The organism is Mycobacterium sp. (assembly GCF_035499775.1).
Classification (GTDB): Bacteria; Actinomycetota; Actinomycetes; order Mycobacteriales; family Mycobacteriaceae; genus Mycobacterium.
This window is the reverse complement of record NZ_DATJYB010000033.1, coordinates 1-24,551: the sequence shown is the minus strand read 5'-3', so window position 1 is coordinate 24,551 and position 24,551 is coordinate 1. Positions and strand designations below refer to the sequence as shown.

Here is a 24,551-nt window from a genome sequence, read left to right as displayed (position 1 = left end):
CGTCGACCATTACGTCGACCTGCGCAGCAGGATGCTGCACAATCTGATCCAGAACGGCTTCAGCCTGGAGAAGGGCCACCACGAGGTGGGCACCGGCGGCCAGGCCGAGATCAACTACAAGTTCAACACGCTGCTGCACGCCGCCGACGATATGCAGCTGTACAAGTACATCGTCAAGAACACCGCGTGGCAGGCCGGCAAGACCGTGACGTTCATGCCCAAGCCGCTGTTCGGTGACAACGGCTCCGGCATGCACACCCACCAGTCGCTGTGGAAGGACGGCAGCCCGCTGATGTACGACGAGACCGGCTACGCCGGCCTGTCGGACACGGCCCGCCACTACATCGGCGGCCTGCTGCACCACGCGCCGTCGTTGCTGGCGTTCACCAACCCGACGGTGAACTCCTACAAGCGATTGGTTCCCGGCTTCGAGGCGCCGATCAACCTGGTCTACAGCCAGCGCAACCGCTCGGCCTGTGTGCGTATCCCGATCACCGGCAAGAACCCGAAGGCCAAGCGGCTGGAGTTCCGTTGCCCCGACTCGTCGGGCAACCCGTACCTGGCGTTCTCGGCCATGCTGATGGCCGGCCTGGACGGCATCAAGAACAAGATCGAGCCGCAGTCGCCGGTCGACAAGGACCTCTACGAGCTGCCGCCGGAAGAGGCTGCGAACATCCCGCAGGCGCCCACTCAGCTCTCCGCGGTGATCGACCGGCTCGAGGCCGACCACGAATACCTCACTGAGGGAGGCGTGTTCACGCCTGACCTGATCGAGACGTGGATCAGCTTCAAGCGCGACAACGAGATCTTGCCGGTCCAGATCCGGCCGCACCCCTACGAGTTCGCTCTGTACTACGACGTCTAAAGACGTTTCCGCGAGACACAAATGCACCCGCGCCCCGGGGGCGGTTTCTAGGGGTCGGCGCAACACTGCTGGTTAATGGGTCTGTAGTAGATCACGCATACGCTCGGCTGGGGGGCGTGTCGGGTGCTTTTGTGTCTGCTCGCCGGTGGTGTCGCGCAGTTGACCGGTGCCGAATGCGGGAGCAGGATGGGCGTCCATCGAACCCAGCCAATAGTGCGTCGCGCGACGTAGGAGGTCCGTCATGACCAACCGCTATCTGCAGGGTCCGTTTGCCCCCATCCAGCAGGAGTACACGCTCACCGAACTCGAGGTTGCCGGGACCATTCCGGACTACCTGGACGGACGGTACCTGCGCAACGGACCGAATCCGATCGGCGAGATCATCCCGGACCACAGCCACTGGTTCGTCGGTGACGGCATGGTGCACGGTATCCGCATCCGCGACGGCAAGGCGGAGTGGTACCGCAACCGCTGGGTGCGCAGCCCGAAGGTGGCGAAGGAACTCGGCGAGCGACCACCGGATGGTCACTACGGGCTGTATCCGCTCGGCGCCAACACCAACGTGATCGGGCACGCCGGTAAGACGCTCGCCCTGATCGAAGGCGGCGGCATCAACTACGAGCTCACCGATGAGCTGGACACGGTCGGGGTATGCGACTTCGACGGGACGCTGACCGGCGGGTACACCGCCCACCCCAAGCGCGACCCGGAAACCGGTGAGCTGCACGCGGTTTCGTACAACGCGTATCACGGCAACAAGGTGCGGTACTCGGTGATCGGGGTCGACGGCCGGGCGCGGCGCACCGTCGATATCACCGTCAGCGGCAGTCCGATGATGCACGACTTCTCCCTGACCGAGAACTACGTCGTGGTTTACGACCTGCCGGTCACCTTTGACGCCCCGCTGGCGGCCGCCATGACCGTGCCACGCCCGCTGCGTCTGCCGATCCAGTTGGTGCTGTCAGCGTTGATCGGCCGCGTTCCAATCCCCGATCCGATCTCCGCTCGCATACAAGTTTCGAATCCCGCCGACCGGCGGTTCCCGTACAAATGGGACCCGAAGTACCCCGCTCGCGTCGGCGTGATGCCACGCGAGGGTGGCGACGCGGATGTGCGCTGGTTCGACGTCGAGCCGTGTTACGTGTTTCATCCGATGAACGCCTCCGACGAGGACGACACCATCGTGCTTGACGTGGTGCGGTACCCCAAGATGTTCAACCGCGACCGCACCGGCCCCAACGATGGGCCATCGACGTTGGACCGTTGGACAGTCGATCTGGCCGACGGCAAGGTACGCGAATCCCGCTTCGACGATCACGCGCAGGAATTTCCCCGCGTCGACGAGCGCCTGGTCGGCAAGCGGCATCGGTACGGTTATGTGCCGACGATCCTGGAAGGCCTTGAAGGCGGCGACGCCCTACTCAAGCACGACTTCGCCCGCGGCAGCACCGAAGCGCGCTCCTTCGGCGCCGAAAAGGGCTTGGGAGAGTTCGTGTTCCATCCTTCTTCACCCGATGCGGGCGAGGACGAGGGCGTGCTCATGGGCTACGTATATGACCGGCCCACCGATCGCAGCCAGTTGGCAATCCTGGACGCACAAACCCTTGAAGACATAGCCAGCATCAAACTGCCGCACCGAGTGCCGGCCGGGTTCCACGGCAACTGGGTACCAAGCGCCAACTGATGCGCGAGCAGACGCCCCTGCGTCCTGGGCCGGTGCCCGATGATGTCCCGCGACATCCGTCGAATGCGCCTAATTTTGTCAAAGTCAGTTCGTGAGCAATGTCGTATTGGCCTATCCAACTCTGAATCAAACCGATTTCGAGTGGATACAAGCCATCAGGAGCGCCGAAGACCGATTATTTGAAGCGGTGCAGCCCCATTTCACCTTTGTTTTTCCGAGTGAGAAGCTTTCCGTAGAGGACCTGGCCGACCATACCGAGTTGAAGATGCGCGGGCAACAACGAATCGCTTTCACGTTGACGAAAGTGATTCTTGTCGAGGATGATTCGCGATCTTTTTATCATGTCTTCCTGGTCCCATCACTCGGCAAGCCGGAAATTACCGCACTTCATGACCTACTGTATACCGACGCACTTGCGAGCGAACTGCGCGCAGATATTCCCTACATTCCGCACATCAGTATCGCGACGATCGCCCAAAAAATCGTTGCCCAAGAGCTGGTGGACCGTTTAAATAGCGAACGCATAAATATTAAAGGCGTTATTGACGGCTTGACCGTATGCAGCTACGACGGTATTCGAGTGAAGGACATTACGCGGCTACCGCTGGCTGACCGCGCCAAAACCTCCGCCGAGTCGAACGCGTCCATAGCCCCCACGCTCGACCACCCTTAATTCAATCAAACTGGTTTGATGTATTGTGGCGACCGTGGATGTGCCGGTTCCACTAGTGCTGCGGATGGCATCGCATCCGTTGCGCTGGTCGCTGTTGACCGAGCTGGCCGAAAGCGATTGCCGGGTCAGGGAATTGGTCGCCGCCGTGGGGGCACCGCAGAACCTTGTCTCTTATCATCTGCGTTTGTTGCGCGCAGCCGGGCTGGTCGACGCTCGTCGCAGCAGCTTCGATGGTCGCGACAGCTACTACCACCTCGAACTTGCACGGTGCGCGGCCGGATTCGCTGATGCCGCAACGGCACTGCACTCGGCACTGGCCCCCGCACTTGCCGCACGACCGGCGGCCGTCAGGTCGGTGCTGTTCCTGTGCACCGGCAACAGCGCGCGCTCGCCGATGGCCGAGGCGCTGTTGCGGCGCCGGGGACACGGCCGTATCCGCGTCGCAAGCGCAGGCAGCCATCCCAAGCCACGGCTACACGCCAGCGCCGTGCGGGTCATGCGCGAGGACTACGGCCTTGACATCAGTCGCCGACGGCCGAAATCGCTGACCGCCGTTTCCGGACGGCGGTTCGATTACGTGATCACGTTGTGCGACAAGGTCCGCGAGTTTCCCCGCGACCACGGCTCCGCTGCGGCGATGCATTGGAGCCTGCCCGATCCATCGGCAGGCCCGGGCGACTATCGCGAGTTTCGCAGCGTGGCGGCCGAACTCGACTCCCGTATCGGATTCCTATTGCCTGTTCTGGCGAACGCCGAAGGACCACATGGTGTTTGATCGACGCGATCTCCTCAAATGGGGCGGCCTGGCGGTGATGACCGCCGCCGGCGGCGCTTGCTCGCAGCATGCGCCGCCCTCCCCGCCCAACGGCAAGGCTGACTACACGCTGCGGATCGGCACTGCCACAGTCGAATTGGCCCCAGATCACATCGTGTCGACCACCGTCTACAACGGCCAATTCCCCGGCCCGCTGGTGCGCTTGAAGGAGGGCCAACGGACCTGGGTGGACATCTACAACGACACCGACACCCCCGAACAGTTGCACTGGCATGGCCAGCAGGTCCCCGTCGACATCGACGGTGCCGCAGAAGAGGGCACGCCTTACATTCCCGCACATGGCATGCGGCGCATCACTTTTGTGCCCGGCCCGGCCGGCTACCGCTTCTACCACACCCACGTGGTGGCTCGAGCCGATCTGTCCCGGGGCCAGTACTGCGGCCAGGTGGGACCGGTCTATATCGAGCCCAAACAGAATCCGGGTGCGTACGACCAAGAGATCTTCTTGACGCTCAAGGAGTTTCAGCCCACATTCGCCCACGGTGGCGACATGCCCAGCGATTTCCTGGCCGGCGAGCAGGACCCTGATCTCAAGTCGAAGGGCGAATCGGCGATGAGCGCGTCACTCGGCCGAGGCGACCCCCGCGGTTACGAGGTCAGCTACGCAGCATTTGCCATCAACGGCCGCATGCTTGGCCACGGTGATCCCATCCGGGTGCAGGCCGGTCAACGCGTGCTGCTGCATGTCCTCAACGGCAGCGCCACCGAATCCCGCAGTCTGGCGCTGCCCGGGCACACGTTCACTGTTGTTGCGCTGGACGGCAATCCGGTATCCAACCCGGCTTCCGCGCCGGTGCTATGGCTCGGTGCCGGCGAACGAATATCGGCACACGTCACGATGACCAATCCGGGAGTGTGGGTGCTCGGCGATCTGTCCGACGACGACCGCGGTCACGGAATGGGCGTGGTCGTCGAATACGCCGGACGCGGTGGGGACCCGCAATGGACGGCACCCCCACCGTTCAAGTGGGATTACCGGCTGTTCGCACCACCCAACCCCCCGGCGGCCGCGGCACCCGATCACACCATCGAGATGCTGCTCGAGAAACGCAACGCCGCCGACAGCGGCTTCAACGCCTGGACGATAAACGGCACCCCGTTTTCCATGGACACCCGCAAACCCGTGCTCGAACTGCAGCGTGACAAGCGCTATCGGCTGCGCTTCCGCAATGCCAGCGACGATCTGCACCCGATGCATTTGCACCGGCACAGCTTTGAAATCACTCAGCTCGCCGGCACGCCGACCGCGGGCGTCCGCAAAGACGTCGCGATGCTCGGCGGCTACCAAAGCATGGAGATCGACTTCGTCGCCGATCAGCCCGGGCTCTCGCTGATGCACTGTCACCAGCAGATCCACATGGACTACGGGCTCATGCTGCTGTTCAACACCACCTGGCGCCGTGACGGCAATTACCGGTGGCCGCCGCCGCAATCGGTGTTCGAGGGCTTTGTCGGCCACGCACACGCGTCGACGTCGGTGGTGCCGCCGTAGCCACCTCCGGTGAACACGCCGTAGGCGTTGCCGTTGGTCCCGGTGTAGGTAGCGCCGCCACCCCCGCCGCCGCCACCCGAATTCTGGACGGTCACTGCCCAGCCCTTGCCTTGGAGCGCGCCCTTGTATCCGTTCATCACATCGTTTGGCGATCCGTTGACCAGGTAGTGCAGATGGATTCCGTTGTCGTGAATGGAGTCCGGGCCGTCGGTTCTCTGGGCGTTCGCCGGTGCAGCTATCAGCGACTGCAAGTCCGGGTCGGCGCTTGCGATCGTCGTTGCTTGTGCTGCGACGACACCAATAACCACCACCGCCGCCGCTGCCAAGACGCGCGATCCCTTGCTCATGTTTTCTCCCCTCATCCCCTCGGTCTCGTGGACCGTACCAACTTCGACGTCGCCCCGTACCGAAACGAACAAAGGCGCTTGGCAGGCGGCGAGCGAGCGCCTACGCGTCGAGCGCGAGGTCCTTGCGGAAGCGCCGCATGCCGTCGATCTTGTCGGCCAAGGCGGCGTCCGGCCCGGCGTAGAACATCCATGGCATGGTGATGATGCCGGTGATGCCGGCGTCCTCGGCGCGCCGATAGTGGGCGGGTGTGAAAGCGTCGGTGAGCGGCGTCAGGATCGTGAAACCGTCCATGGACAAACCGTTTTCGGCCCGCAGTTGGCGCAGCCTGCCCACCGCCTCGATGGCGCGATCGGTCTTGATCAGGTCCCCGATCCAGCCGTCGTGGCGGGCGGCGCGGCGCAACGCGACATCGCTGAGCCCACCGACATACACCGGAATCGGCGGCGGCGTCGGCTGCATCTCCAGCCGCGGCGCCCGGTAGAAGTCGCCCTCGAATTCCGTCCAGTCCGGTTGCCACAGCGCCCGCATCAAGTCGATGATCTCGTCGGTACGTTTGCCGCGGGCGGCGAACTGCTCACCCATCAAGGCGAATTCCTCTTGGCACCACCCCACGCCGATGCCGAGCTCCACCCGCCCGGACGCCAAAACCGCAGCGGTGCCAATGGCTTTGGCCGCCGAGTAGGGGTTGCGCATCGCGGGGATGTAGACGGTGGTGACGAATTTCAGCCGGGTGGTGACCTGGGCCAGTGCCCCGACGAGGACCCACGGATCGGGCCAGTCGGTGAACGGCTGCCAGCGTCGTTGCCCATCTTTCGTGTACGGGTAGGGGGTTTCCAGTGTCTCCAGGTTGACGACGTGGTCGGGGATGCCGAGGCCGTCGTAGCCGAGGCCGTCGGCGGCCCTTGCGATCTCGATGATCTCCCGGGTGTTCAGGAACGCGCTGCTGACGTAGAACTTCATTGCCCCAGTTGCCCGTCTTTGGCCCACGCCGGCTCGATGAAGACGCCTTCAGCCTCGACGGTGATCCCCGCCGCATCCGAAATAACTCCGCGCGCAAAAACTTTGACGCCCTCCTTACGGTCTATCCAAGCTTCGGAACGCAGCGGTCCCAACGGCGTGCCACGCAGGTACTTCACGGTGATCGTCCCGGTGAAGCGCGGCTTGGACAGCCCCTCGCTGGCCGCCTCGCCGAGCATGTGGTCCAGCACCAGGGCGCTGACGCCGCCGTGCACCAGCGTGGGCGGGCCCTCGTACGCCGAACCAAGGACGAACTCACTCCAGCAGCGCCCGCCGCCCTCGTGGTGGACGACGACCGGAGGCGCGATCGGGTTGCACACGCCGACGGCCGCGTTGCCCAACGGCAGCGGGCGACCGTCGACGCGGTAGCTCACCCCGACCGGCCGGGTCCGTTGCCGCAACGACTCGGTGACCGCCTCGATCGCGGCGCGCGCCTGCGCGACGACGACGTCGTCGGCCTCGGTGCGGATGGTGGCGTCGACGAGTTCCCGGACGGCGTCAGCCAGCGGCGCGTACAGCGCCGTCACTCGATCCGCCTCCGCCGCGCTGAGCACCTCGAACAGGGCGTTGCCCAGCGGGCCCAGTTCCTCACTCAACTCCCGAACACCTTGCGTACCACGGCTTTTGCCCGCCGCGTCACCCGCAGGTAGTTGTCCAGGAACTCGCTGCCGTCGTCGCTGGGCCAGCCCGCGGCCACCGCCACCGCATTGAGCTGACGACCCGGTCCCGGCAACTGGTCGGTGGGCTTGCCACGCACCAGCACCAGGGCGTTGCGAGCCCGCGTCGCGGTCAGCCAAGCCTGCCGCAGCAGGTCCACTTCCTCGGCGGGGACCAGACCGGCCTCGGCGATCACGTCCAGGGATTGCAGCGTCGAGGTGTTGTGCAGCGCCGGGATCTCGTGAGCGTGCCGCAGCTGCATCAGCTGCACGGTCCACTCGATGTCGGCCAGTCCCCCGCGGCCCAGCTTGGTGTGCGTGTTGGGGTCCGCACCACGCGGCAACCGCTCGGACTCCACCCGGGCCTTCATCCGGCGAATCTCCCGCACCGCCTCGGCGGACACCCCGTCGGGCGGATAGCGCGTTTTGTCGGCCATGAGCAGGAACCGCACGCCCAGATCCGCGTCGCCGGCGACCGCGTGAGCACGCAGCAGCGCCTGAATCTCCCAGGGCTGAGCCCACTGTTCGTAATAGGCGGTGTAGGCCGCCAGTGTGCGCACCAGCGGTCCGTTGCGTCCCTCGGGCCGCAGGTTGGTGTCGATTTCCAGGGGCGGGTCGACGCTCGGTGTCCCCAACAACGTGCGAACCTGCTCGGCGATCGTGGTCGACCAGCGGATCGCCAGCGAATCCTCGACACCGGCAGCCGGCTCGCAGACGAAGATCACGTCGGCATCCGATCCGTAGCCGAGCTCGGCGCCGCCCAGCCGGCCCATGCCGATTACGGCGATCGCGGCCGGAGCTTTTCCTTTTTCGAAGCCGTCCGCGGGCATGTTGGTGCGGATCATCGCGTCCAGCGCGGCCTGCAGCACCGCCACCCACACCGACGTCAGCGCCTGGCACACGTCGGTGACCTCGAGCATGCCAAGCAGGTCCGCGGAACCGATGCGGGCCAGCTCACGACGGCGCAGCGACCGCGCGGCGGCGATGGCCCGCACCGGGTCGGCGTGGCGGCCGGACGAGGCGACGAGCGCGCGGGCCACCGCTGCGGGCTGGGTCTCAAGCAGTTTCGGGCCGCCCGGCCCGTCGCCGTACTGTTGGATGACCTCGGGTGCGCGCATCAGCAAGTCCGGCACATACGCGGAAGTTCCCAGCACGTGCATGAGCCGCTTGGCGACCGCGGGCTTGTCGCGCAGCGTGGCCAGGTACCAGCTTTGGGTGGCCAGCGCCTCACTGAGCCGCCGGTAGGCCAGCAACCCGCCGTCGGGGTCGGGGGCGTAGGACATCCAGTCCAGCAGCCTGGGCAGCAGCACCGACTGCACCCGTCCGCGCCGTCCGCTCTGGTTGACCAGCGCCGACATGTGGTTCAGCGCGGTCTTCGGGCCCTCGTAGCCCAGCGCGGCCAACTGGCGCTCGGCGGCTTCCGGCGTCATGCCGCCGCCGGCAATCTCCAGGCCCGCCGGGCCGATCGACTCCAGCAGGGGCTGGTAGAAGAGTTTCGCGTGCAGCCGCGACACCCGCACGTTCTGGTTCTTGAGCTCCTCGCGCAGCACCCCGGCCGCGTCGTGGCGACCGTCGGGCCGGATGTGGGCCGCGCGCGCCAGCCAGCGCACCGCCTCGTCGTCGTCGAACTGGGGCAGCAAATGGGTGCGCTTGAGCCGCTGTAGCTGCAGCCGGTGCTCGAGCAGCCGGAGGAACTCGTAGGACGCGGTCAGGTTGGCCGTGTCCTCGCGCCCGATGTAACCCCCGCCGCCCAAGGCTTGCAGCGCATCGACCGTGGACGCCACGTGCAGCGACTCGTCGCTGCGCCCGTGTACCAGCTGCAGCAGCTGCACAGCGAACTCCACGTCGCGCAATCCACCGCTACCGAGCTTGAGTTCACGGCCCCGGACGTCGGCGGGCACCAGCTGCTCGACACGGCGCCGCATGGCCTGCACCTCGACCACGAAGTCCTCACGCTCGCAGGCCACCCAGACCAAGGGCATCAACGCGTCCATGTAACGCCGGCCCAGTTCCGAGTCGCCGACCGCGACCCGGGCTTTCAGCAAGGCCTGGAACTCCCAGGTTTTGGCCCAGCGCTGATAGTAGGCGACGTGCGACTCGACCGTGCGGACCAGCTCACCGCTGCGCCCCTCCGGCCGCAGCCCGGCATCCACCTGGAAAAACGCCGCCGAGGCCACCCGCATCATCTCGCCGGCCACTCGGGCGGACAGCGCGTTGGCCTCCTCGGCGACGAAGATGACGTCGACGTCGCTGACGTAGTTCAGTTCGCGCGCACCGCATTTGCCCATCGCGATGACCGCCAGCCGCGGCGGCGTCCGGTCGCCGCACACGATCGCCTGGGCAACCCGCAGCGCCGCCCCCAGCGCAGCGTCGGCCAGGTCGGCCAGATGCGCGGCGACCAGGGTGAACGGCAGCACCGGTTCGTCCTCGACGGTGGCCGCCAGGTCGAGCGCGGCCAGCACCAGCAAGTGGTCGCGGTACAGGGTGCTCAGCGGCGGCACCGCCGAGCCCCCGGCAGCCAGGCCGTCGTCTTGCAACTGGTCGACGCACTGGTTGAAAGACTGGTCCAGCTGCTCTCGGGTAGGCAGCGTGCCCTTGCCGCGCAACAGCTTCCAGGACTGGGGATGGGCGACCAGGTGATCGCCCAGCGCAAGCGACGAGCCCAGCACGGCGAACAGCCGCCCGCGCAGACTGCGGTCGGTGAGCAGGGCCGCGTTGAGCTCGTCCCACCCGCTGTCCGGGTTCTCGAACAGCCGGATCAGGATTCGCAGGGCGGCGTCGGCGTCCGGCGCCCGCGACAGCGACCACAGCAGCTCGATGTGGGCCTGATCGTCCTCGCCGTACCAACCCAGCTGCGTCAGCCGCTCGCCGGCACGGGGGTCGACCAATCCGAGTCGGCCGACACTGGGCAGCCTGGGTCGCTCCGTCGCGGGCTTGGTCACGCAACGACGGTAGCGCAACCGGCTAGAGCGACAGGTAAGTCTTCAGCTCGTAGGGGGTGACGTGGCTGCGGTAGTTGGCCCACTCGGTGCGCTTGTTACGCAGGAAGAAGTCAAAGACGTGCTCCCCCAAGGCTTCCGCGACCAGCTCGGAGGCCTCCATGGAACGAAGCGCATTGTCCAGGCTGGACGGCAGGTCGCGATACCCCATCGCGCGGCGTTCCTCGGGGGTGAGGTCCCACACGTTGTCCTCGGCCTGCGGGCCCAGCACGTAGCCCTTCTCCACCCCACGCAGTCCGGCGGCCAGCAGCACGGCGAACGCCAGGTAGGGGTTGCACGCCGAGTCGGGGCTGCGCACCTCGACCCGGCGCGACGACGTCTTGTGCGGCGTATACATCGGGACCCGCACCAGGGCCGACCGGTTGGCCGCACCCCAGGAGGCGGCGGTGGGCGCCTCGCCGCCGACCACCAGTCGCTTGTAGGAGTTGACCCATTGATTTGTCACCGCGCTGATTTCAGAGGCGTGTTCCAGGATCCCGGCGATGAACGACTTGCCCACATCCGACAGTTGCAGCGGGTCGTCGTCGCTGTGGAAGGCGTTGACGTCGCCCTCGAACAGGCTCATGTGGGTGTGCATCGCCGAACCGGCGTGCTGCCCGAACGGCTTGGGCATGAACGTGGCCCGCACGCCCTCCTCCAGCGCGACCTCTTTGATGACGTAGCGGAACGTCATCACGTTGTCGGCCATCGACAGCGCGTCGGCGAAACGCAGGTCGATCTCCTGCTGGCCGGGGGCGCCTTCGTGGTGGCTGAACTCCACCGAGATGCCCATGAACTCCAGCGCCTCGATGGCGTGCCGGCGGAACTTGGACGCGGATTCGTGGACGGCCTGGTCGAAGTAGCCGGCGTTGTCGATCGGAATCGGCTCCGAGCCGTCCTCCGCGCCGGGCTTGAGCAGGAAGAACTCGATCTCGGGATGCACATAGCAGGAGAAGCCGAGGTCGTTGGCCTTTTGCAGCTGACGCCGCAGCACGTGGCGGGGATCCGCCCAGGACGGCGACCCGTCGGGCATGGTGATGTCGCAGAACATCCGCGCGGAATGGTGGTGGCCGGCGCTGGTGGCCCAGGGCAGCACCTGGAAGGTGGAGGGGTCAGGGTGCGCGACCGTGTCGGACTCCGAGACCCGGGCGAAGCCCTCGATGGACGATCCGTCGAAGCCGATGCCTTCTTCGAACGCGCCCTCGAGTTCGGCCGGGGCTATCGCGACCGACTTGAGGAAGCCGAGCACGTCGGTGAACCACAGCCGCACGAAGCGGATGTCTCGCTCCTCGAGCGTGCGGAGCACGAATTCCTTCTGTCGATCCATAATCCGAACAGTAGGCACAGTCTGTTAACGGTGTGTTACCGGTGCCCGGTCAGGCGCGTTGCGGACTGGATCAGCGCTGGCAGCGCAACGCCAGCGGCGGCAACGTCAGATCCACGAAATAGCGCACCACCGCGTTGTCCACGCAGTGGTTACCGTTGAACACCGCGGTGTGCTGGGTTCCGTCGTAAGTGATCAGCGGCGCGCCCAGCTGGTGGGCCAGGTTCACGCCGGCCTGATACGGGGTGGCCGGGTCGTGTGTGGTGGAGACGACGACGACCTTGCCGAACTGGACCTGCGGCGCGACGTGCGGCGCGGACGTCGCCGGCACCGGCCACAGCCCGCACAGGTCGCGCGGCGCGTTGCCGGTGAACGGCCCGTAGCTGAGGAACGGCGCGGCCTCGCGGATCTGCCGGTCGGCGTCCACCCAGCTCGCCGCGTCCGTCGGCGACGGGGCGTCCACACACCGGATCGCATTGAACGCGTCCTGGCCGTTGTCGTAGTGTCCATGCCGGTCGCGGCCGTCGTACTCGTCGGCGAGCATCAGCAGGTCGCCGGCGTCGGTGTGCTTTTGCAGCCCAAGCAGACCGCTGGTCAGGTATTTCCAGTGCGCCGGGGTGTAGAGCGCGTTGATGGTGCCGGTGGTCGCGTCGGCGTACCCCAGGCCGCGTGGATCCGACGTCGGCCCCGGCTTGGTCACCAGCGGGTCGACCAGGGCGTGGTACCGGTTGGTCCATTGGGCGGGGTCGGTGCCCAGCGGGCAGGCCGGCGAACGGGCGCAATCGGCGGCGTAGTCGTTGAAAGCGGTCTGGAATCCCGCCATCTGCCTGATGTTTTCCTCGATCGGGCCCACGGTCGGGTCGATCGCGCCGTCGAGCACCATCGCCCGCACGTGGTCGGCGAACCGTTCCAGATAGGCGGTGCCCAACTCGGTGCCGTAGCTGTAGCCCAGGTAGTTGATCTGCTCCTCGCCCAGCGCTTGACGGACCATGTCCATATCGCGGGCCGCCGACGCGGTGCCCACGTTCGCCAGGAACCCGGTGCCCATCTTGTCGGCGCACTCTTTGGCCAAATGTTGGTAGACCTGCTCGATGTGCGCGACGCCGGCGGGGCTGTAGTCGACCATCGGGTCGCGCCGGAACGCGTCCCACTCGGCGTCGGTGCGGCACCGCAAAGCCGGCGTGGAATGGCCCACGCCCCTGGGGTCGAAGCCCACCAGATCGAAGTGGCTGCGGATCTCGCTGCCGTCCAAGTCGGGCGCCAACCCGGCGACCGTGTCGACCGCCGAGGCCCCGGGCCCGCCGGGATTGATCAGCAGCGAACCGATCCGCTGGCCCGTTGCCGGGACGCGGATCACCGCCAACTTGGCCTGTGCCCCACCGGGATTGTTGTAGTCGACCGGAACCGAAACCGTCGCGCACTTGGCGGTCGGGACGTCGCCGGCGTCGCTCAGGAAGTCGCCGCAGCTGCCCCAGTTGGGCTTCGCGACCGCCGGCGGCTGCGGGTCCTGCGTCTGGCCCGCTCCGGGTTCGGGGGTGGCGCCGGCCGTCGGCAGCTGTTGGCCCGCCAGCAGGAATCCCGCGGCAAACAATGAAAGAAGCGCCGAGCTCATTGGTCTCCGGCGCGACATGGCAGTCATCGTCGCAGCCGCGCATACCCGAAAAGACGCGAAATGATCACGCATTGATCTCTTATCAATCCCTCATAAGGTCGGGGGTTGTCGCTGTCGCCGAGGGTCGCCGAACGTGTTCTCACGGACGAGTTTTCGGGCGGCGCGGCCGCGCCTCCCCTCCTCGCCGAACGTGTAACCACTGCGAAAATCCGGATTTTCGCAACCAGTCCACGCTCGGCGACGAGGTCGGACCTGCGGTTGAAGCTGTCGCCGCGCGCGCCGGACGTCCTCAGATGCGCATCAACACTTGGCGCCGGCCGGCGGTGTGGTGCCGCTGATCAGATACGCCGTGATGTAGTTGTCGATGCAGCTGTCGCCCTGGAAGACCACCGTGTGCTGGGTGCCTTCGAAGGTTAGCAGCGACCCGCGCAGCTGTTTGGCCAGGTCGACGCCGGCCTGGTAGGGCGTCGCCGGGTCGTGGGTGGTGGACACGACGATATTCGGCGCCAACTCGGGCGCTGAGACGGCGTGCGGCTTGCTGGTCGGTGGCACCGGCCAGAACGCGCAGGTGCTCAACGGCGCGTGACCGGTGAACTGCCCGTAGCTCATGAACGGCGCGAGTTCGCGGGAGCGGCGGTCTTCGTCGATGACCTTGGCCCGGTCGGTGACCGGGGGCTGGTCGACGCAGTTGATCGCCACCCGCGCGTCGGTGGCGTTGGTGTAGTGGCCCTTCGCGTCGCGCCGCATGTACATATCGGCCAGGGCCAGCAGGGTGTCTCCGCGGCCGCCGCGCAACTCGGTCAGGCCGTCGGTGAGGTGGTGCCACAGAGTCGGCGAGTACAGCGCCATGATGGTGCCCACGATGGCGTCGCTGAAGCTCAGCTGGCGCGGGTCGTTGGTTTTCGCCGGCCGGCTGATCTGTTGGTTGTTCGGGTCGACCAGCGGGTCGAGCAGGCTGTGGTAGACGTCGACCGCCTTGGCCGGGTCGGTGCCCAGCGGACACGTCGGCTTTTTCGCGCAGTCCGCGGCATAGTCGTTGAACGCGTCCTGGAAGCCCTTGGCCTGACGCAAGTCGGCCTCGGTGGGATCGGCATTGGGGTCGACGGCGCCGTCGAGGATCATCGACCGCACGTTCTGCGGGTAGGCCTCGGCGTACGCGGCGCCGATCCGGGTGCCATACGAGTAACCCAGGTAGGTCAGTTTGTCGTCGCCCAGCGCCGCACGGATCGCATCCAGGTCCCGCGCGACGTTGACGGTCCCGACGTTGCGCAGGAAATCGATGCCCATCTTGGTGACGCAGCGGGCGACGAATTCCCTGGTCTCGTCCTCGCTGTGCTGCACACCCGCGGGGCTGTAGTCCACCTGCGGCTCGGCCCGCAACCGATCGTTGTCCGCATCGGAGTTGCACCAGATCGCCGGCCGCGACATCGCCACCCCGCGCGGGTCGAAGCCGACCAGGTCGAACCGTTCGCGGACCTTCGGCGGCAACGTCTGGACAATCGACAACGCGGCCTCGACCCCGGACTCGCCGGGACCGCCGGGGTTGATGACCAGCGAGCCGATCTTCTTTCCCGTCGCCGCGAAGCGAATCAACTGCAGCACTGTGACGCCGCCGTTGAGATGGTCGTAGTCGACCGGCACCGCGAGCTTGCCGCACATCGTTCCGGCCGGGAGCTTCGACGGGTTGGTGGCGCGACAGGGTGCCCACGCGATCGGCTGGCCAAGCTTCGGCCCGGCCATGTGGGGGTGCCCGTTGACCACGCGGAGGCAGCCTCCGAGCAGCATTGCCACGGCAGCGACCGCCGTCCAGATCAGCAGCGTGCGCGCGATCTTGTCGCGGCGAGATAGGCACATGGCACCATATGCTGCCAGAGGACACACAACATGCTGGTGAGCGGCCTGTTAGCTGGTAGCTGCGAGCAGCTCCTCCATCGCGACGGCAAACTCGTCGGCCATCTCCCACAGGTCGGGCAACAGGTCCGGACAGGAGACCAGACCGACGTCCAACTTGCCGTTGAGCGACATCACGGTGATGTTGAGTCCCGAGCCGTGAAAGATCGGCCCCAACGGGTACATGGCCTTGACCTCACCGCCCAGCAGGTACAGCGGGATCTGCGGCCCGGGCACGTTCGAGACCACCAGGTTGTGCACCGGCAGGCTCTCAGTCAGCCGGGTCCTGGCATAGACCCGCATCGCAACCCCGAACACCGCCGGCGCGGCGAACTGTGTCCAGTCCTGCAACAGGGTGGCACCGATGGCCGAACTATGTTCTTTGGCAACCGAATTCGCTTGCGCGATGGCCTCGAGTCGCTGCGCTGGGTCGACGATCTGGGTTTCCAGGCTGGAAAACATCCCCGAAACCTGGTTGCGGCCAGGGCGATCGGATTTGCCGTGCACCGATACCGGTACCGTCGCGACCAGCGAGGTGTCGGGTAAAGCGTTGCGCTCGACCAGATATTGCCGAAGCACCCCGGACACCAAGGCCATCACCACGTCGTTGACCTTGACGCCGAAATGGTTCTTCACCTTCTTGATGTCCTCGAGATCCAGTTGGGCATAGGCGATGTTGCGCCGGCCATTGATGCTGGCGTTGAACATGGTTGGCGGCGCGGCGAACGGACGCGCCATCGTCTGGCCTTCCAGCGCCCGTGCCACCGTCGAAACCACCGACGACACGGTTTGCGGCATCACATTGGCCAACTGCAAAGGACGCGTGACGAATCGCAGCAGCCCGCCCGCCGCGATCTGCATACCGCTGCCGCCGCCGACGCCGTCCACCGGCTCCGGAGCGGGCGCGTCGGCTTCGGTGGCGCACAGCCGAGAAATCAGGTTGGCGCCGGTCACCCCGTCCACCCCGGCGTGGTGCACCTTGCTCATCACCGCGATTCGGTGACAATCAGTGCCCGCCACTCCTTCCAGGACCCACATCTCCCACAGCGGCCGGCGGCGGTCCAACGGCAGCGAGGCGATGTGGCCGCAGATTTCGGACAGCTCGGCGCGCCCGCCCGGCGGCGGCAACCCGATGCGGTGCAGATGCCGATCGACGTCGAAAGCCTCGTCGTCCACCCAGACCGGATGGTCGAGGTTCAGCGGACTGTTGGCAAGCTTTTCGCGGAACTCCGGCATCGCCTTGATCCGCAACGACAACGCTTCGCGCAGCAGGTCGAAGGTGTAGCCGCCGGGCATGGTCGAGGTGTCGACATCCATGATCGAGCAAACATGCATGTGCTGCGAGTCGGTTTCCAGATACAAGAAACTGGCATCGAGTCCGCTGAGCCGCTGCATCCGCCGATGGTATGTGTCACACATCACCACGGTGACAACCAGGCAGAAGAGATGGCAGACTGTGGGAGTCAGACGAACCCGGGGACCGATAACGGCCACGAGGATCGACCCGACCACACCACTAGGGACAAAGATGTCTTCGAAGTCTGAGCTTAATGTTTATGGACCCAGCCCTGCCGAGTCCACACCGTCGGCGCCCAGAACCAAGATCCGCACCCACCACCTGCAGAAATGGAAGGCCGAAGGCCACAAGTGGGCCATGCTCACGGTCTACGACTACTCGACGGCGCGGGTCTTCGACGAGGCCGGCATCCCGGTGCTGCTGGTCGGTGACTCCGCGGCCAACGTCGTCTACGGCTACGACACCACCGTGCCGGTCTCCATCGACGAGCTGATCCCGCTGGTCCGGGGCGTGGCGCGGGGCGCCCAACACGCCCTGGTCGTCGCCGATCTGCCGTTCGGCAGCTACGAAGCCGGACCCACCGCCGCGCTGGCCGCAGCCACCCGCTTCATGAAGGAGGGCGGCGCGCACGCCGTCAAACTCGAGGGCGGCGAACGGGTGGCCGAGCAAATCGCGTTCCTGACCGCCGCGGGCATCCCGGTGATGGCGCACGTCGGCTTCACGCCGCAGAGCGTCAACACCCTCGGGGGCTTCCGGGTGCAGGGTCGCGGCGACGCCGCGGAGCAGACGATCGCCGACGCGATCGCGGTCGCCGAGGCCGGGGCGTTCTCCGTCGTCATGGAGATGGTGCCCGCCGAACTGGCCACTCAGATCACCGGCAAGCTGACCATTCCGACCATCGGGATCGGAGCCGGCCCGAACTGCGACGGGCAGGTCCTGGTCTGGCAGGACATGGCCGGGATGAGCAGCGGCAAAGGTCCCCGTTTCGTCAAGCGGTACGCCGATATCGGTGGCGAATTACGCCGTGCTGCAATGCAATACGCAGAAGACGTAGCCAGCGGGGTGTTTCCCGCCGACGAGCACTGCTTCTGATCTCAGTCCGCGACCTGCAGCACGATCTTGCCGCGCAGATGCCCGGCCAGGCCGTGCTCGAAGGCGGCGCGCGCCTCGGCGAGCGGGAACACGTTCTGCACCGAGACGCGAAGTTCGCCCGCGTCGATCAGCCGGGTCAGTTCGTCCAGTTCGTCTCGGTTTGGCTCGACGATGAAGAACATCCCGTGTGCGTCGGGGTGGTCGGCGGGCGGCTGGCCGGGCTCTTCGAAGATCGAGATCAGGCTGCCGTCGGTTCCCAGCGCTGCCCACGAGCGCCGCAGCGTGTCGCCGCCGACCGCGTCGAGCACGAGATCGACGTCGTGGACCAGCTTTTCGAATGACTCGGTGGTGTAGTCGACGAACCGATCCACCCCCAGTTCGCGCAGGAAGGTCTCGTGCCGGTGCGATGCCGTCGCGATGATGTGGGCCCCCTTCCAACGCGCCAGTTGCACCGCGAACGATCCCACCCCGCCGGCGGCGCCGTGCACCAGCACCCGCTGACCCGCTTGTAGGCGACCGTGCCGGAACAGGGCCTGCCAGGCCGTCAGCCCGGACAGCGGCACCGCGGCCGCATGCACGGGATCGAGGGTTCGCGGCGCGGGGGCCAGATCGGCGGCCGGGACGGTGACGAATTCGGCCGCACAACCATCGCGCGGGAAGTCGATCAGCCCGTAGACGACGTCGCCGGCGGACAGTTCGTCGACACCGGTGCCGAGAGCGTCGACGACACCCGCCAACTCGTGCGCCGGGATGCTCGGCAGCCGCGAGCGGCCGCCGCGGTCCTGATAGGTCTCCGCCCAGGTCAGTTCGGTGGGCGTGATGCCGGCGGCCTGCACGCGTACCCGAACCTCAGCCGCGGTCGGCGCGGGCACTGGCGCGTCTTCGTACCTGAGCTGCTCGGGACCGCCCCGGGCATGCGTGCGAATGGCTTTCACTTCGCAGTCCGGTTTACCAGATCCCGACGTGCGCAGGATCTACCGATCAGACCGACCGTCTAGCTGGCTTCTTCGCCTATTCCGGGGCCCAGTCCGCATCGACTGCGAAAGTCGGTCATCGGCTGGCGAATGCGCTGCAGATCAGCGTGCACCCCCGGGTTGGCATCCATGTACTGCTGCAGCTTGTCACGCATGTCGGTGCGGGGAATGCCCTTCAGATTGGTGAAGTAGTCGTTGACGTCGGGGTGTTCGTACAGATATACCGACGTCGCCGCTGCGACGCCCGCGGCGACCCCGGCCAGGTCGGCCGCCGTGCAGTTCGGCGGCGGAGGCGCGGGCTCCGGATCTGCCATCGCGGTCCCGGCCGCGAAGAGCACTGCGCCGGCCGCTATCGCGCCGGTAACGAGGTGGGATCTGGCACAACCGAGAAACACCATGGACAGCTCCTTTATCCATCAGGTATCCGACAAGTCGCAGCCGGAACGGTTAACCCGCTCCGCAAACGATAAGCCGTCCAAGCCGGACACAATGACCAAACAAGCGCAAAGCCGTCGAGAGCCCCGTCATTTGGATGTGGCACGCTATGGGAGCCAATCAACGACCACGGAGCCAACGATGCCTGGAAAAGCGCCGAAGACGGCGCGTCACCTGGAGGTGGAACGCAAGTTCGACGTCGTGGAATCGACAGTGGCGCCATCGTTCGAAGGCATCGCCGCGGTGGCTCGAGTCGAGAAGTCGCCGACTCAATCGCTGGACGCGATCTACTTCGACACGCCAACGCAGGACCTGGCCCGCAACAAAGTCACCCTGCGTCGTCGTACCGGTGGCACGGATGCCGGCTGGCACCTGAAGCTGCCGGCCGGACCCGACGCGCGCACCGAGATCCACGCCCCGCTGGCCGCCTCCGATGCCGAATCCGTGCCCGACGAGTTGCGCGACGTGGTGCTGGCGATCGTCCGCGACCGCCCGGTCGAGCCGGTCGCGCGAATCACCACCCAACGCGAAAGCCAGGTTCTCTACAGCGTCGACGGCACTGCACTGGCGGAGTTCAGCAACGATCACGTCACCGCGTGGTCGGCCGCGGAGAGCTCTGACGAGGGCCCAGCCGAACAAGAGTGGCGCGAGTGGGAAGTGGAGCTCGTCGGAACGAACGGCACCGCCGATACCGAGCTGTTGGGACGACTGAGCAATCGGCTGCTCGACGCCGGCGCCGCACCCGCGGGTCACGGCTCCAAGTTGGCGCGGGTGCTGGGCTCTACCCCGCGGGCCAACGGCAAACCGCAGCCGGAGGATCCCGTGCACCGCGCCGTGGCCGAGCAGGTTGATCAGCTGCTGGAGTGGGATCGCGCGGTACGTGCCGACGCCGACGACGCGGTGCACCAAATGCGGGTGACCACCCGCAAGATCCGCAGCCTGCTACGCGACTCGCACGACTCGTTCGGCCTGACCGAGGGGGCGTGGATCCTCGACGAACTTCGTGAGCTGGCCGGTGTTCTCGGTGTGGCGCGCGACGCCGAGGTGCTCGGCGAGCGCTATGAGCGCCAACTGGACCTGCTGGCGCCGGAGCTGGTGCGTGGCCCCGTGCGCGAACGTCTGGTCGAAGGTGCGCGGCGCCGGTACCAGACCGGGCTGCGACGGTCGCTGACCGCCATGCGGTCGCCGCGGTACTTCCGCCTGCTCGACGCCCTGGATGCGATGGTGGCCGAGATCCCGGTCAGCCAGGCGGCCGAGGAAGCTACGCCGGTGACCATCGACGCGGCCTACCGGCGGGTCCGCAAGGCCGCCAAAGCAGCAAAGGCCGCCGACCACGAGGACCACCACGATCGCGATGAGGCACTGCACCGGATTCGCAAGCGCGCCAAGCGACTTCGCTATACCGCGGCGGCTACCGGAGCCGACAATGTGTCCGAGCGGGCGAAGGCGATCCAGACGCTGCTCGGGGATCACCAAGACAGCGTGGTCAGCCGCGATCATCTGAGCCACCAGGCTGAAGCTGCGCATACCGCCGGCGAGGACACCTTCACCTACGGCCTGCTGTACCAGCAGGAGAGCGACTTGGCCGAGAGTTGTCGCGAGCAGGTGGACGACTTATTGCGCCAACTCGACAAGTCGGTGCGCAAAGCGCGGCACTGAATTTTTGTCGCCCACATATCGCACGAATAGGCCTCCCGTCTCGGCCACCTGAACTGCTAGTGTTCGGTCAAATCGACGAGGTGCCGTCGGACGATACCCGAAGAAACGAGCGCTGTTGGTGGAGTTCTGTTGACCGAAGACCGCCCAAACTGGGGCTGGGGGTCCAAGGAGCCTGTGCCGATGTTCACCGAGGCCGAGATCCGCACGGCCTGCAAGGACTTCGGGCTGCAGGACGTTGACACGGACAGCGTCATCGGGAAACTCAAGGAGACCCGTCAGAGCGAGCGAGTTGACGGGCTCGATCCGGGCGAGGGCGGACCACCGGAACGAGACGCTGGCTGATAGCGCGAGTTTCACTACACAATCCAGACGTGGCGGCCGCCGAAACCCCAGACTGCTGAGGCTACGGGAGCGCTGACATGGAGGGCACGCCGTTCGGCCGGTACCGGTCTGAATGTGCAGGTCAAGGGCTTAGGGCGAACGAGCTGGCTTGTAAGCCGGATTCTGTTCCTCACCGCCGCGGCGTAACCAACGGCGGCAAGGCGGCGACCATCCATCTGGACACACCGTTGCCGGGTGCCTCGAGCGGTCTACCCGCAGACTCGGGCGAGCAACCCTCGAACGCCTGCGCGACCGCACCTCCCGGTGCGGCCTTCTTGACCTTGCTTCGGGTGGGGTTTGCCGAGCCACTCCGGTCACCCGGAATGCTGGTGCGCTCTTACCGCACCGTTTCACCCTTACCACCGCGAGGGTGGCGGTCTGTTTTCTGTGGCACTTTCCCGCGAGTCACCTCGGATTGCCGTTAGCAATCACCCTGCTCTGTGAAGTCCGGACTTTCCTCGACTCGACACCGGTCTGCGACCAGCGCGAGCCGCGGCCGCCCAGCCAACTCGTCCGCGACGAACACCGTACTCGCTGCGGCATCACGTGGCCAGTGGCTGGTAGAACTGCTTGATGGCCGAGTGGGACAAGCGCGTCGACTCCGGCGATTGGGAGGCCATCACCGCGGAGGTCGGCGAATACGGCGGCGCGCTGCTGCCGAAGCTGATCACCGCGGCCGAGGCGGCGCGACTGCGCAAGCTCTACGCCGACGACAGCCTGTTCCGCTCGACCATCGACATGGCGCCCAAGCGGTACGGCGCCGGGCAGTACCGCTACTTCCGCGCGCCGTATCCCGAGCCGATCGAACGGCTCAAGCAGGCGCTCTATCCTCGACTGCTGCCGATCGCCCGCGACTGGTGGGCCAAGCTGGGCCGCCACGCGCCCTGGCCGGACACCCTTGACGAGTGGCTGGCCAGCTGCCATGCCGCCGGCCAGACCAGGTCTACCGCCCTGATGCTGAAGTACGGCACCGACGACTGGAACGCGCTGCACCAGGATCTGTACGGCGAGTTGGTGTTTCCGCTTCAGGTGGTGATCAACCTGAGCGATCCTGCCCGTGATTACACCGGCGGCGAGTTCCTCCTCGTGGAGCAACGGCCGCGTGCCCAATCCCGCGGCACCGCAACGCAATTGCCGCAGGGCCACGGTTTCGTGTTCACCACCCGGGAGCGGCCGATGCGGTCGAAGCGGGGTTGGTCGGCGGCGCCGGTGCGGCATGGCCTTTCCACGGTCCGGTCCGGCGAGCGCTATGCCATGGGGCTGATTTTCCACGACGCCGCCTGACCGCTACGGTTTCGACGTGAACAGTTCCCCCGAGCGGTTGAAGGTGGTCCTCGCGGGTGGCAGCGGGTCGTTGGGCCGGCGCATCGCGGCCGACCTCGGCGGCCGCGGCCACGATGTGGTCGTCCTGACCCGTCATGTCGACCCCGCACTCGGCGTGCGCCAGGTGCTCTGGGACGGCCGCACGGTCGGCGACTGGGCCGCCGAGTTGGACGGACCCAACACCGCCATCGTCAACCTGGCCGGCAAGCTGGTGGACTGCCGACCTACCCAGCGCAATGTCGCCGAGCTCCGGGAAAGCCGGGTGCTGCCCACCCGGGCGCTCGTCGAGGCCAGCCGACAGCTGAAAACTCCACTGGCGCAGTGGATTCAGTCCAGTACCACCGCGATCTGGTCGGACGCCGGCGAAACCCGCTGCGACGAGAGCACGCCACTGCCGACGGGCCTGCCGCAGATGACCGGAGTGGCCGAACCCTGGGAGCAGGCGTTCGAGGGCGCCAACACCCGCCACGGCGTGATCCTGCGCACCGCGGTCGTCCTCGACCCGGACTCCCCCGCGCTGACCCGGCTGGTCGGTCTCACGAAGTTCGGCCTGGGCGGACGGGTCGCAACGGGTCGCCAGTGGTTCTCCTGGATTCACCTGTCCGACTGGCTTGCGATCGTCCGGGCGTGTCTGGGCCTGACACCGGGCGTGACGATCCCGGACGGCCTGCTCGTGGCGGCCGCCGATCATCCGGTCCGCAACCGCGACCTGATGGCCGCACTGCGTCGGCAACTGCGTCGGCCGGCGGCGCCGCCCACCCCGGCGGTGCTGGTCAAAGTCGGGGGCGTGGTGTTGCGCACCGACCCCGCGCTCGGGCTGACCGGACGCTACGCAACGTCAAAAGTGTTGAAGGACAGCGGCTTTGAGTTCGAATTCCCGACCCTGGAGGCGGCCCTGGCCGACCTGCTGAGCTAGCCGAAGCAGACCACGCTGCGTGCCCCGCGCCCCGCTGACATGTCGGTGAACGCCGCCTCGACGTCGTCGATGCCGATCCGTCGCGTCACCAGCGCCTCGAGGTCGAGAAGGCCGCGCCGGGCGAGCTCGGCCAGCACCGGGATATCACGCACCGGATCGCTGGCGCCGTAGACGCTGCCCTGGACCTTCTTGCCGTCGGACATCAACGACAGCGCGGGCAGCGTCACCTCCTCCGTGAGGCCGGCGGCACCCACCAGCGTGACGCTGCCGCCGCGGCGGGTCGCTTCGTAGGCCGCACGGATCGTCGCGGGTTTGCCCACCACCTCGATTCCGTGATCGGCGCCGGCGCCGCCGGTGAGGTCACGCACGGCGGCGGTGAGGTCGACCGCGCTCGCGTCGACGGTGTCGGTCGCGCCGTTGGCCACGGCAGCCGGGAGCTGGCCGGCCATCCGGTCGGCCGCGATGATCCGCGCCGCGCCGGCCAGCCGGGCTCCTTGGATCGCGGCCAAACCCACACCGCCACAGCCGATTACCAGCACGCTCTCGCCCGGGCGGACGGCTGCCGTGTGCATCACCGCGCCTACCCCGGTGGTGACGCCGCAGCCCAGCAGTGCGGCCTGATCAAGCGGCAGCGACTCGTCGACCGGCACCACCGCGGCGGCCGGAAGCAGGGTCTCCTGCGCCAGCGACCCGACACCCAGTCCCGGCCACACCGGGCCGGCACCCTCGGCGTATGGGGCGCCGTAGACGTGGTCATAGCTGTGCAGGCACAGTTCGGTTTCGCCGCGCAGGCAATGCGGGCAGGACCGGCATGGCACACTCCACGTCAGCACGACGTGCTGGCCCGGCTTGACGGTGGTGACGTCGTCACCCACCTCGATGACGACCCCGGCGCCCTCGTGACCGAGCGTGCAGGGCAGCAATGTCGGTATCGACCCGTCGCGCAGCGACAGGTCGCTGTGGCACACGCCGCTGGCGGCCAGCCGCACCTTCACCTCGTGGCCGGCCAGCGGCCGCAGTTCGAGCTCCTCCACCGTTGTGGCTTGCCCGACCTCACGCAGCACGACCGCTTTCATATCTGCTTACGATGACGAGACGAC

Annotated in this window: 21 protein-coding genes and 1 other RNA gene; 10 read left to right on the top strand and 12 right to left on the bottom strand. The window is 66.7% G+C overall.

The window, feature by feature from the left end:
* From glnA (VML93_RS01970) to VML93_RS01950, 5 genes are all read left to right on the top strand, one after another.
* Positions 1-865, top strand: an 865-nt coding sequence (glnA, locus tag VML93_RS01970; RefSeq protein ID WP_325607119.1) for a type I glutamate--ammonia ligase, incomplete at its 5' end; no start/stop codon positions are given.
* A gap of 241 nt (positions 866-1,106) precedes the next feature.
* A complete protein-coding gene (locus VML93_RS01965) occupies positions 1,107-2,549 on the top strand; it encodes a carotenoid oxygenase family protein (RefSeq protein ID WP_325607117.1) in 1,443 nt (480 codons plus the stop codon).
* A 91-nt stretch (positions 2,550-2,640) separates the two neighbouring features.
* Positions 2,641-3,222 (top strand): 2'-5' RNA ligase family protein, encoded by a 582-nt coding sequence (locus VML93_RS01960; RefSeq protein WP_325607115.1) that lies wholly within the window; start codon positions 2,641-2,643, stop codon positions 3,220-3,222.
* Between the two features lie 34 nt (positions 3,223-3,256).
* Positions 3,257-3,997, top strand: a complete 741-nt coding sequence (locus tag VML93_RS01955; protein WP_325607113.1) for an ArsR family transcriptional regulator — start codon at positions 3,257-3,259, stop codon at positions 3,995-3,997.
* A gap of 37 nt (positions 3,998-4,034) precedes the next feature.
* On the top strand, positions 4,035-5,549 hold the full coding sequence (locus tag VML93_RS01950) for a multicopper oxidase family protein (RefSeq protein ID WP_414686261.1): 1,515 nt from the start codon (positions 4,035-4,037) through the stop codon (positions 5,547-5,549).
* On the opposite strand, the gene VML93_RS01945 is transcribed toward VML93_RS01950, so the two are convergent.
* The 8 genes from VML93_RS01945 to VML93_RS01910 all read right to left on the bottom strand — a co-directional run bounded on the left by VML93_RS01945 (position 5,468) and on the right by VML93_RS01910 (position 16,709).
* A complete protein-coding gene (locus tag VML93_RS01945; RefSeq protein ID WP_325607111.1) occupies positions 5,468-5,896 on the bottom strand; it encodes a hypothetical protein in 429 nt (142 codons plus the stop codon). The genes VML93_RS01950 and VML93_RS01945 overlap by 82 nt on opposite strands.
* A gap of 100 nt (positions 5,897-5,996) precedes the next feature.
* Positions 5,997-6,857 carry a TIGR03619 family F420-dependent LLM class oxidoreductase gene (locus VML93_RS01940; RefSeq protein ID WP_325607109.1) on the bottom strand — a complete coding sequence of 287 codons (861 nt, stop codon included), beginning with the start codon at positions 6,855-6,857 and terminating at the stop codon, positions 5,997-5,999.
* The gene (locus VML93_RS01935; protein ID WP_325607107.1) at positions 6,854-7,510 is read right to left on the bottom strand and encodes a PaaI family thioesterase; all 657 of its coding nucleotides are present in this window, start codon (positions 7,508-7,510) and stop codon (positions 6,854-6,856) included. Before VML93_RS01935 ends, VML93_RS01940 begins: the two co-directional genes overlap by 4 nt.
* Complete coding sequence (locus tag VML93_RS01930; protein WP_325607105.1) at positions 7,507-10,512, bottom strand: bifunctional [glutamine synthetase] adenylyltransferase/[glutamine synthetase]-adenylyl-L-tyrosine phosphorylase; 3,006 nt, start codon at positions 10,510-10,512, stop codon at positions 7,507-7,509. The genes VML93_RS01935 and VML93_RS01930 overlap by 4 nt, the downstream gene beginning before the upstream one ends.
* A 22-nt stretch (positions 10,513-10,534) precedes the next feature.
* On the bottom strand, positions 10,535-11,875 hold the full coding sequence (gene glnA, locus VML93_RS01925; RefSeq protein ID WP_325607103.1) for a type I glutamate--ammonia ligase: 1,341 nt from the start codon (positions 11,873-11,875) through the stop codon (positions 10,535-10,537).
* A gap of 70 nt (positions 11,876-11,945) precedes the next feature.
* Positions 11,946-13,511, bottom strand: coding sequence for an alpha/beta hydrolase (locus VML93_RS01920; protein ID WP_325607101.1), 1,566 nt, complete (start codon positions 13,509-13,511; stop codon positions 11,946-11,948).
* A 273-nt stretch (positions 13,512-13,784) separates the two neighbouring features.
* Positions 13,785-15,338: an alpha/beta hydrolase gene (locus tag VML93_RS01915; RefSeq protein ID WP_325607099.1), complete on the bottom strand. Its 1,554-nt coding sequence runs from the start codon at positions 15,336-15,338 to the stop codon at positions 13,785-13,787.
* 48 nt (positions 15,339-15,386) lie between these two features.
* Positions 15,387-16,709 carry a WS/DGAT/MGAT family O-acyltransferase gene (locus tag VML93_RS01910; RefSeq protein WP_414686260.1) on the bottom strand — a complete coding sequence of 441 codons (1,323 nt, stop codon included), beginning with the start codon at positions 16,707-16,709 and terminating at the stop codon, positions 15,387-15,389.
* Between the two features lie 193 nt (positions 16,710-16,902).
* Here VML93_RS01910 and panB point away from each other — a divergent pair, with 193 nt between their 5' ends.
* The gene (gene panB, locus VML93_RS01905) at positions 16,903-17,763 is read left to right on the top strand and encodes a 3-methyl-2-oxobutanoate hydroxymethyltransferase (protein WP_325607095.1); all 861 of its coding nucleotides are present in this window, start codon (positions 16,903-16,905) and stop codon (positions 17,761-17,763) included.
* Between the two features lie 2 nt (positions 17,764-17,765).
* Here panB and VML93_RS01900 read toward each other — a convergent pair whose 3' ends face one another.
* Positions 17,766-18,698, bottom strand: a complete 933-nt coding sequence (locus tag VML93_RS01900) for an NADP-dependent oxidoreductase (RefSeq protein ID WP_325607093.1) — start codon at positions 18,696-18,698, stop codon at positions 17,766-17,768.
* Between the two features lie 59 nt (positions 18,699-18,757).
* Complete coding sequence (locus VML93_RS01895) at positions 18,758-19,135, bottom strand: heme-binding protein (protein ID WP_414686259.1); 378 nt, start codon at positions 19,133-19,135, stop codon at positions 18,758-18,760.
* A gap of 178 nt (positions 19,136-19,313) precedes the next feature.
* Here VML93_RS01895 and VML93_RS01890 point away from each other — a divergent pair, with 178 nt between their 5' ends.
* Both VML93_RS01890 and VML93_RS01885 read left to right on the top strand, forming a co-directional pair.
* A complete protein-coding gene (locus VML93_RS01890; protein ID WP_325607091.1) occupies positions 19,314-20,831 on the top strand; it encodes a CYTH and CHAD domain-containing protein in 1,518 nt (505 codons plus the stop codon).
* A 129-nt stretch (positions 20,832-20,960) separates the two neighbouring features.
* Positions 20,961-21,173 carry a hypothetical protein gene (locus VML93_RS01885; RefSeq protein WP_325607089.1) on the top strand — a complete coding sequence of 71 codons (213 nt, stop codon included), beginning with the start codon at positions 20,961-20,963 and terminating at the stop codon, positions 21,171-21,173.
* 135 nt (positions 21,174-21,308) lie between these two features.
* Here the strand turns inward: VML93_RS01885 and rnpB are convergent.
* Positions 21,309-21,724: RNase P RNA component class A (rnpB, locus tag VML93_RS01880), an RNA gene on the bottom strand.
* A gap of 61 nt (positions 21,725-21,785) precedes the next feature.
* Between rnpB and VML93_RS01875 the strand changes: the two genes are divergently transcribed.
* Together VML93_RS01875 and VML93_RS01870 are read left to right on the top strand one after the other, a co-directional pair.
* Complete coding sequence (locus VML93_RS01875; protein WP_325607087.1) at positions 21,786-22,496, top strand: 2OG-Fe(II) oxygenase; 711 nt, start codon at positions 21,786-21,788, stop codon at positions 22,494-22,496.
* A gap of 16 nt (positions 22,497-22,512) precedes the next feature.
* A complete protein-coding gene (locus tag VML93_RS01870; protein ID WP_325607085.1) occupies positions 22,513-23,451 on the top strand; it encodes an epimerase in 939 nt (312 codons plus the stop codon).
* On the opposite strand, the gene VML93_RS01865 is transcribed toward VML93_RS01870, so the two are convergent.
* The gene (locus tag VML93_RS01865; protein WP_325607083.1) at positions 23,448-24,527 is read right to left on the bottom strand and encodes a Zn-dependent alcohol dehydrogenase; all 1,080 of its coding nucleotides are present in this window, start codon (positions 24,525-24,527) and stop codon (positions 23,448-23,450) included. The genes VML93_RS01870 and VML93_RS01865 overlap by 4 nt on opposite strands.
* Between the last annotated feature and the right edge of the window lie 24 nt (positions 24,528-24,551).

Excerpts from the sequence above, each read along its gene's own strand:
- VML93_RS01965 (WP_325607117.1), top strand. The coding sequence starts at position 1,107 with ATGACCAACCGCTATCTGCAGGGTCCGTTTGCCCCCATCCAGCAGGAG.
- VML93_RS01950 (WP_414686261.1), top strand. The coding sequence starts at position 4,035 with ATGACCGCCGCCGGCGGCGCTTGCTCGCAGCATGCGCCGCCCTCCCCG.
- VML93_RS01945 (WP_325607111.1), bottom strand. The coding sequence starts at position 5,896 with ATGAGCAAGGGATCGCGCGTCTTGGCAGCGGCGGCGGTGGTGGTTATT.
- VML93_RS01940 (WP_325607109.1), bottom strand. The coding sequence starts at position 6,857 with ATGAAGTTCTACGTCAGCAGCGCGTTCCTGAACACCCGGGAGATCATC.
- glnA (WP_325607103.1), bottom strand. The coding sequence starts at position 11,875 with ATGGATCGACAGAAGGAATTCGTGCTCCGCACGCTCGAGGAGCGAGAC.
- VML93_RS01920 (WP_325607101.1), bottom strand. The coding sequence starts at position 13,511 with ATGACTGCCATGTCGCGCCGGAGACCAATGAGCTCGGCGCTTCTTTCA.
- VML93_RS01915 (WP_325607099.1), bottom strand. The coding sequence starts at position 15,338 with ATGTGCCTATCTCGCCGCGACAAGATCGCGCGCACGCTGCTGATCTGG.
- VML93_RS01910 (WP_414686260.1), bottom strand. The coding sequence starts at position 16,709 with ATGCATGTTTGCTCGATCATGGATGTCGACACCTCGACCATGCCCGGC.
- panB (WP_325607095.1), top strand. The coding sequence starts at position 16,903 with ATGTCTTCGAAGTCTGAGCTTAATGTTTATGGACCCAGCCCTGCCGAG.
- VML93_RS01895 (WP_414686259.1), bottom strand. The coding sequence starts at position 19,135 with ATGGTGTTTCTCGGTTGTGCCAGATCCCACCTCGTTACCGGCGCGATA.
- VML93_RS01890 (WP_325607091.1), top strand. The coding sequence starts at position 19,314 with ATGCCTGGAAAAGCGCCGAAGACGGCGCGTCACCTGGAGGTGGAACGC.
- VML93_RS01875 (WP_325607087.1), top strand. The coding sequence starts at position 21,786 with ATGGCCGAGTGGGACAAGCGCGTCGACTCCGGCGATTGGGAGGCCATC.
- VML93_RS01865 (WP_325607083.1), bottom strand. The coding sequence starts at position 24,527 with ATGAAAGCGGTCGTGCTGCGTGAGGTCGGGCAAGCCACAACGGTGGAG.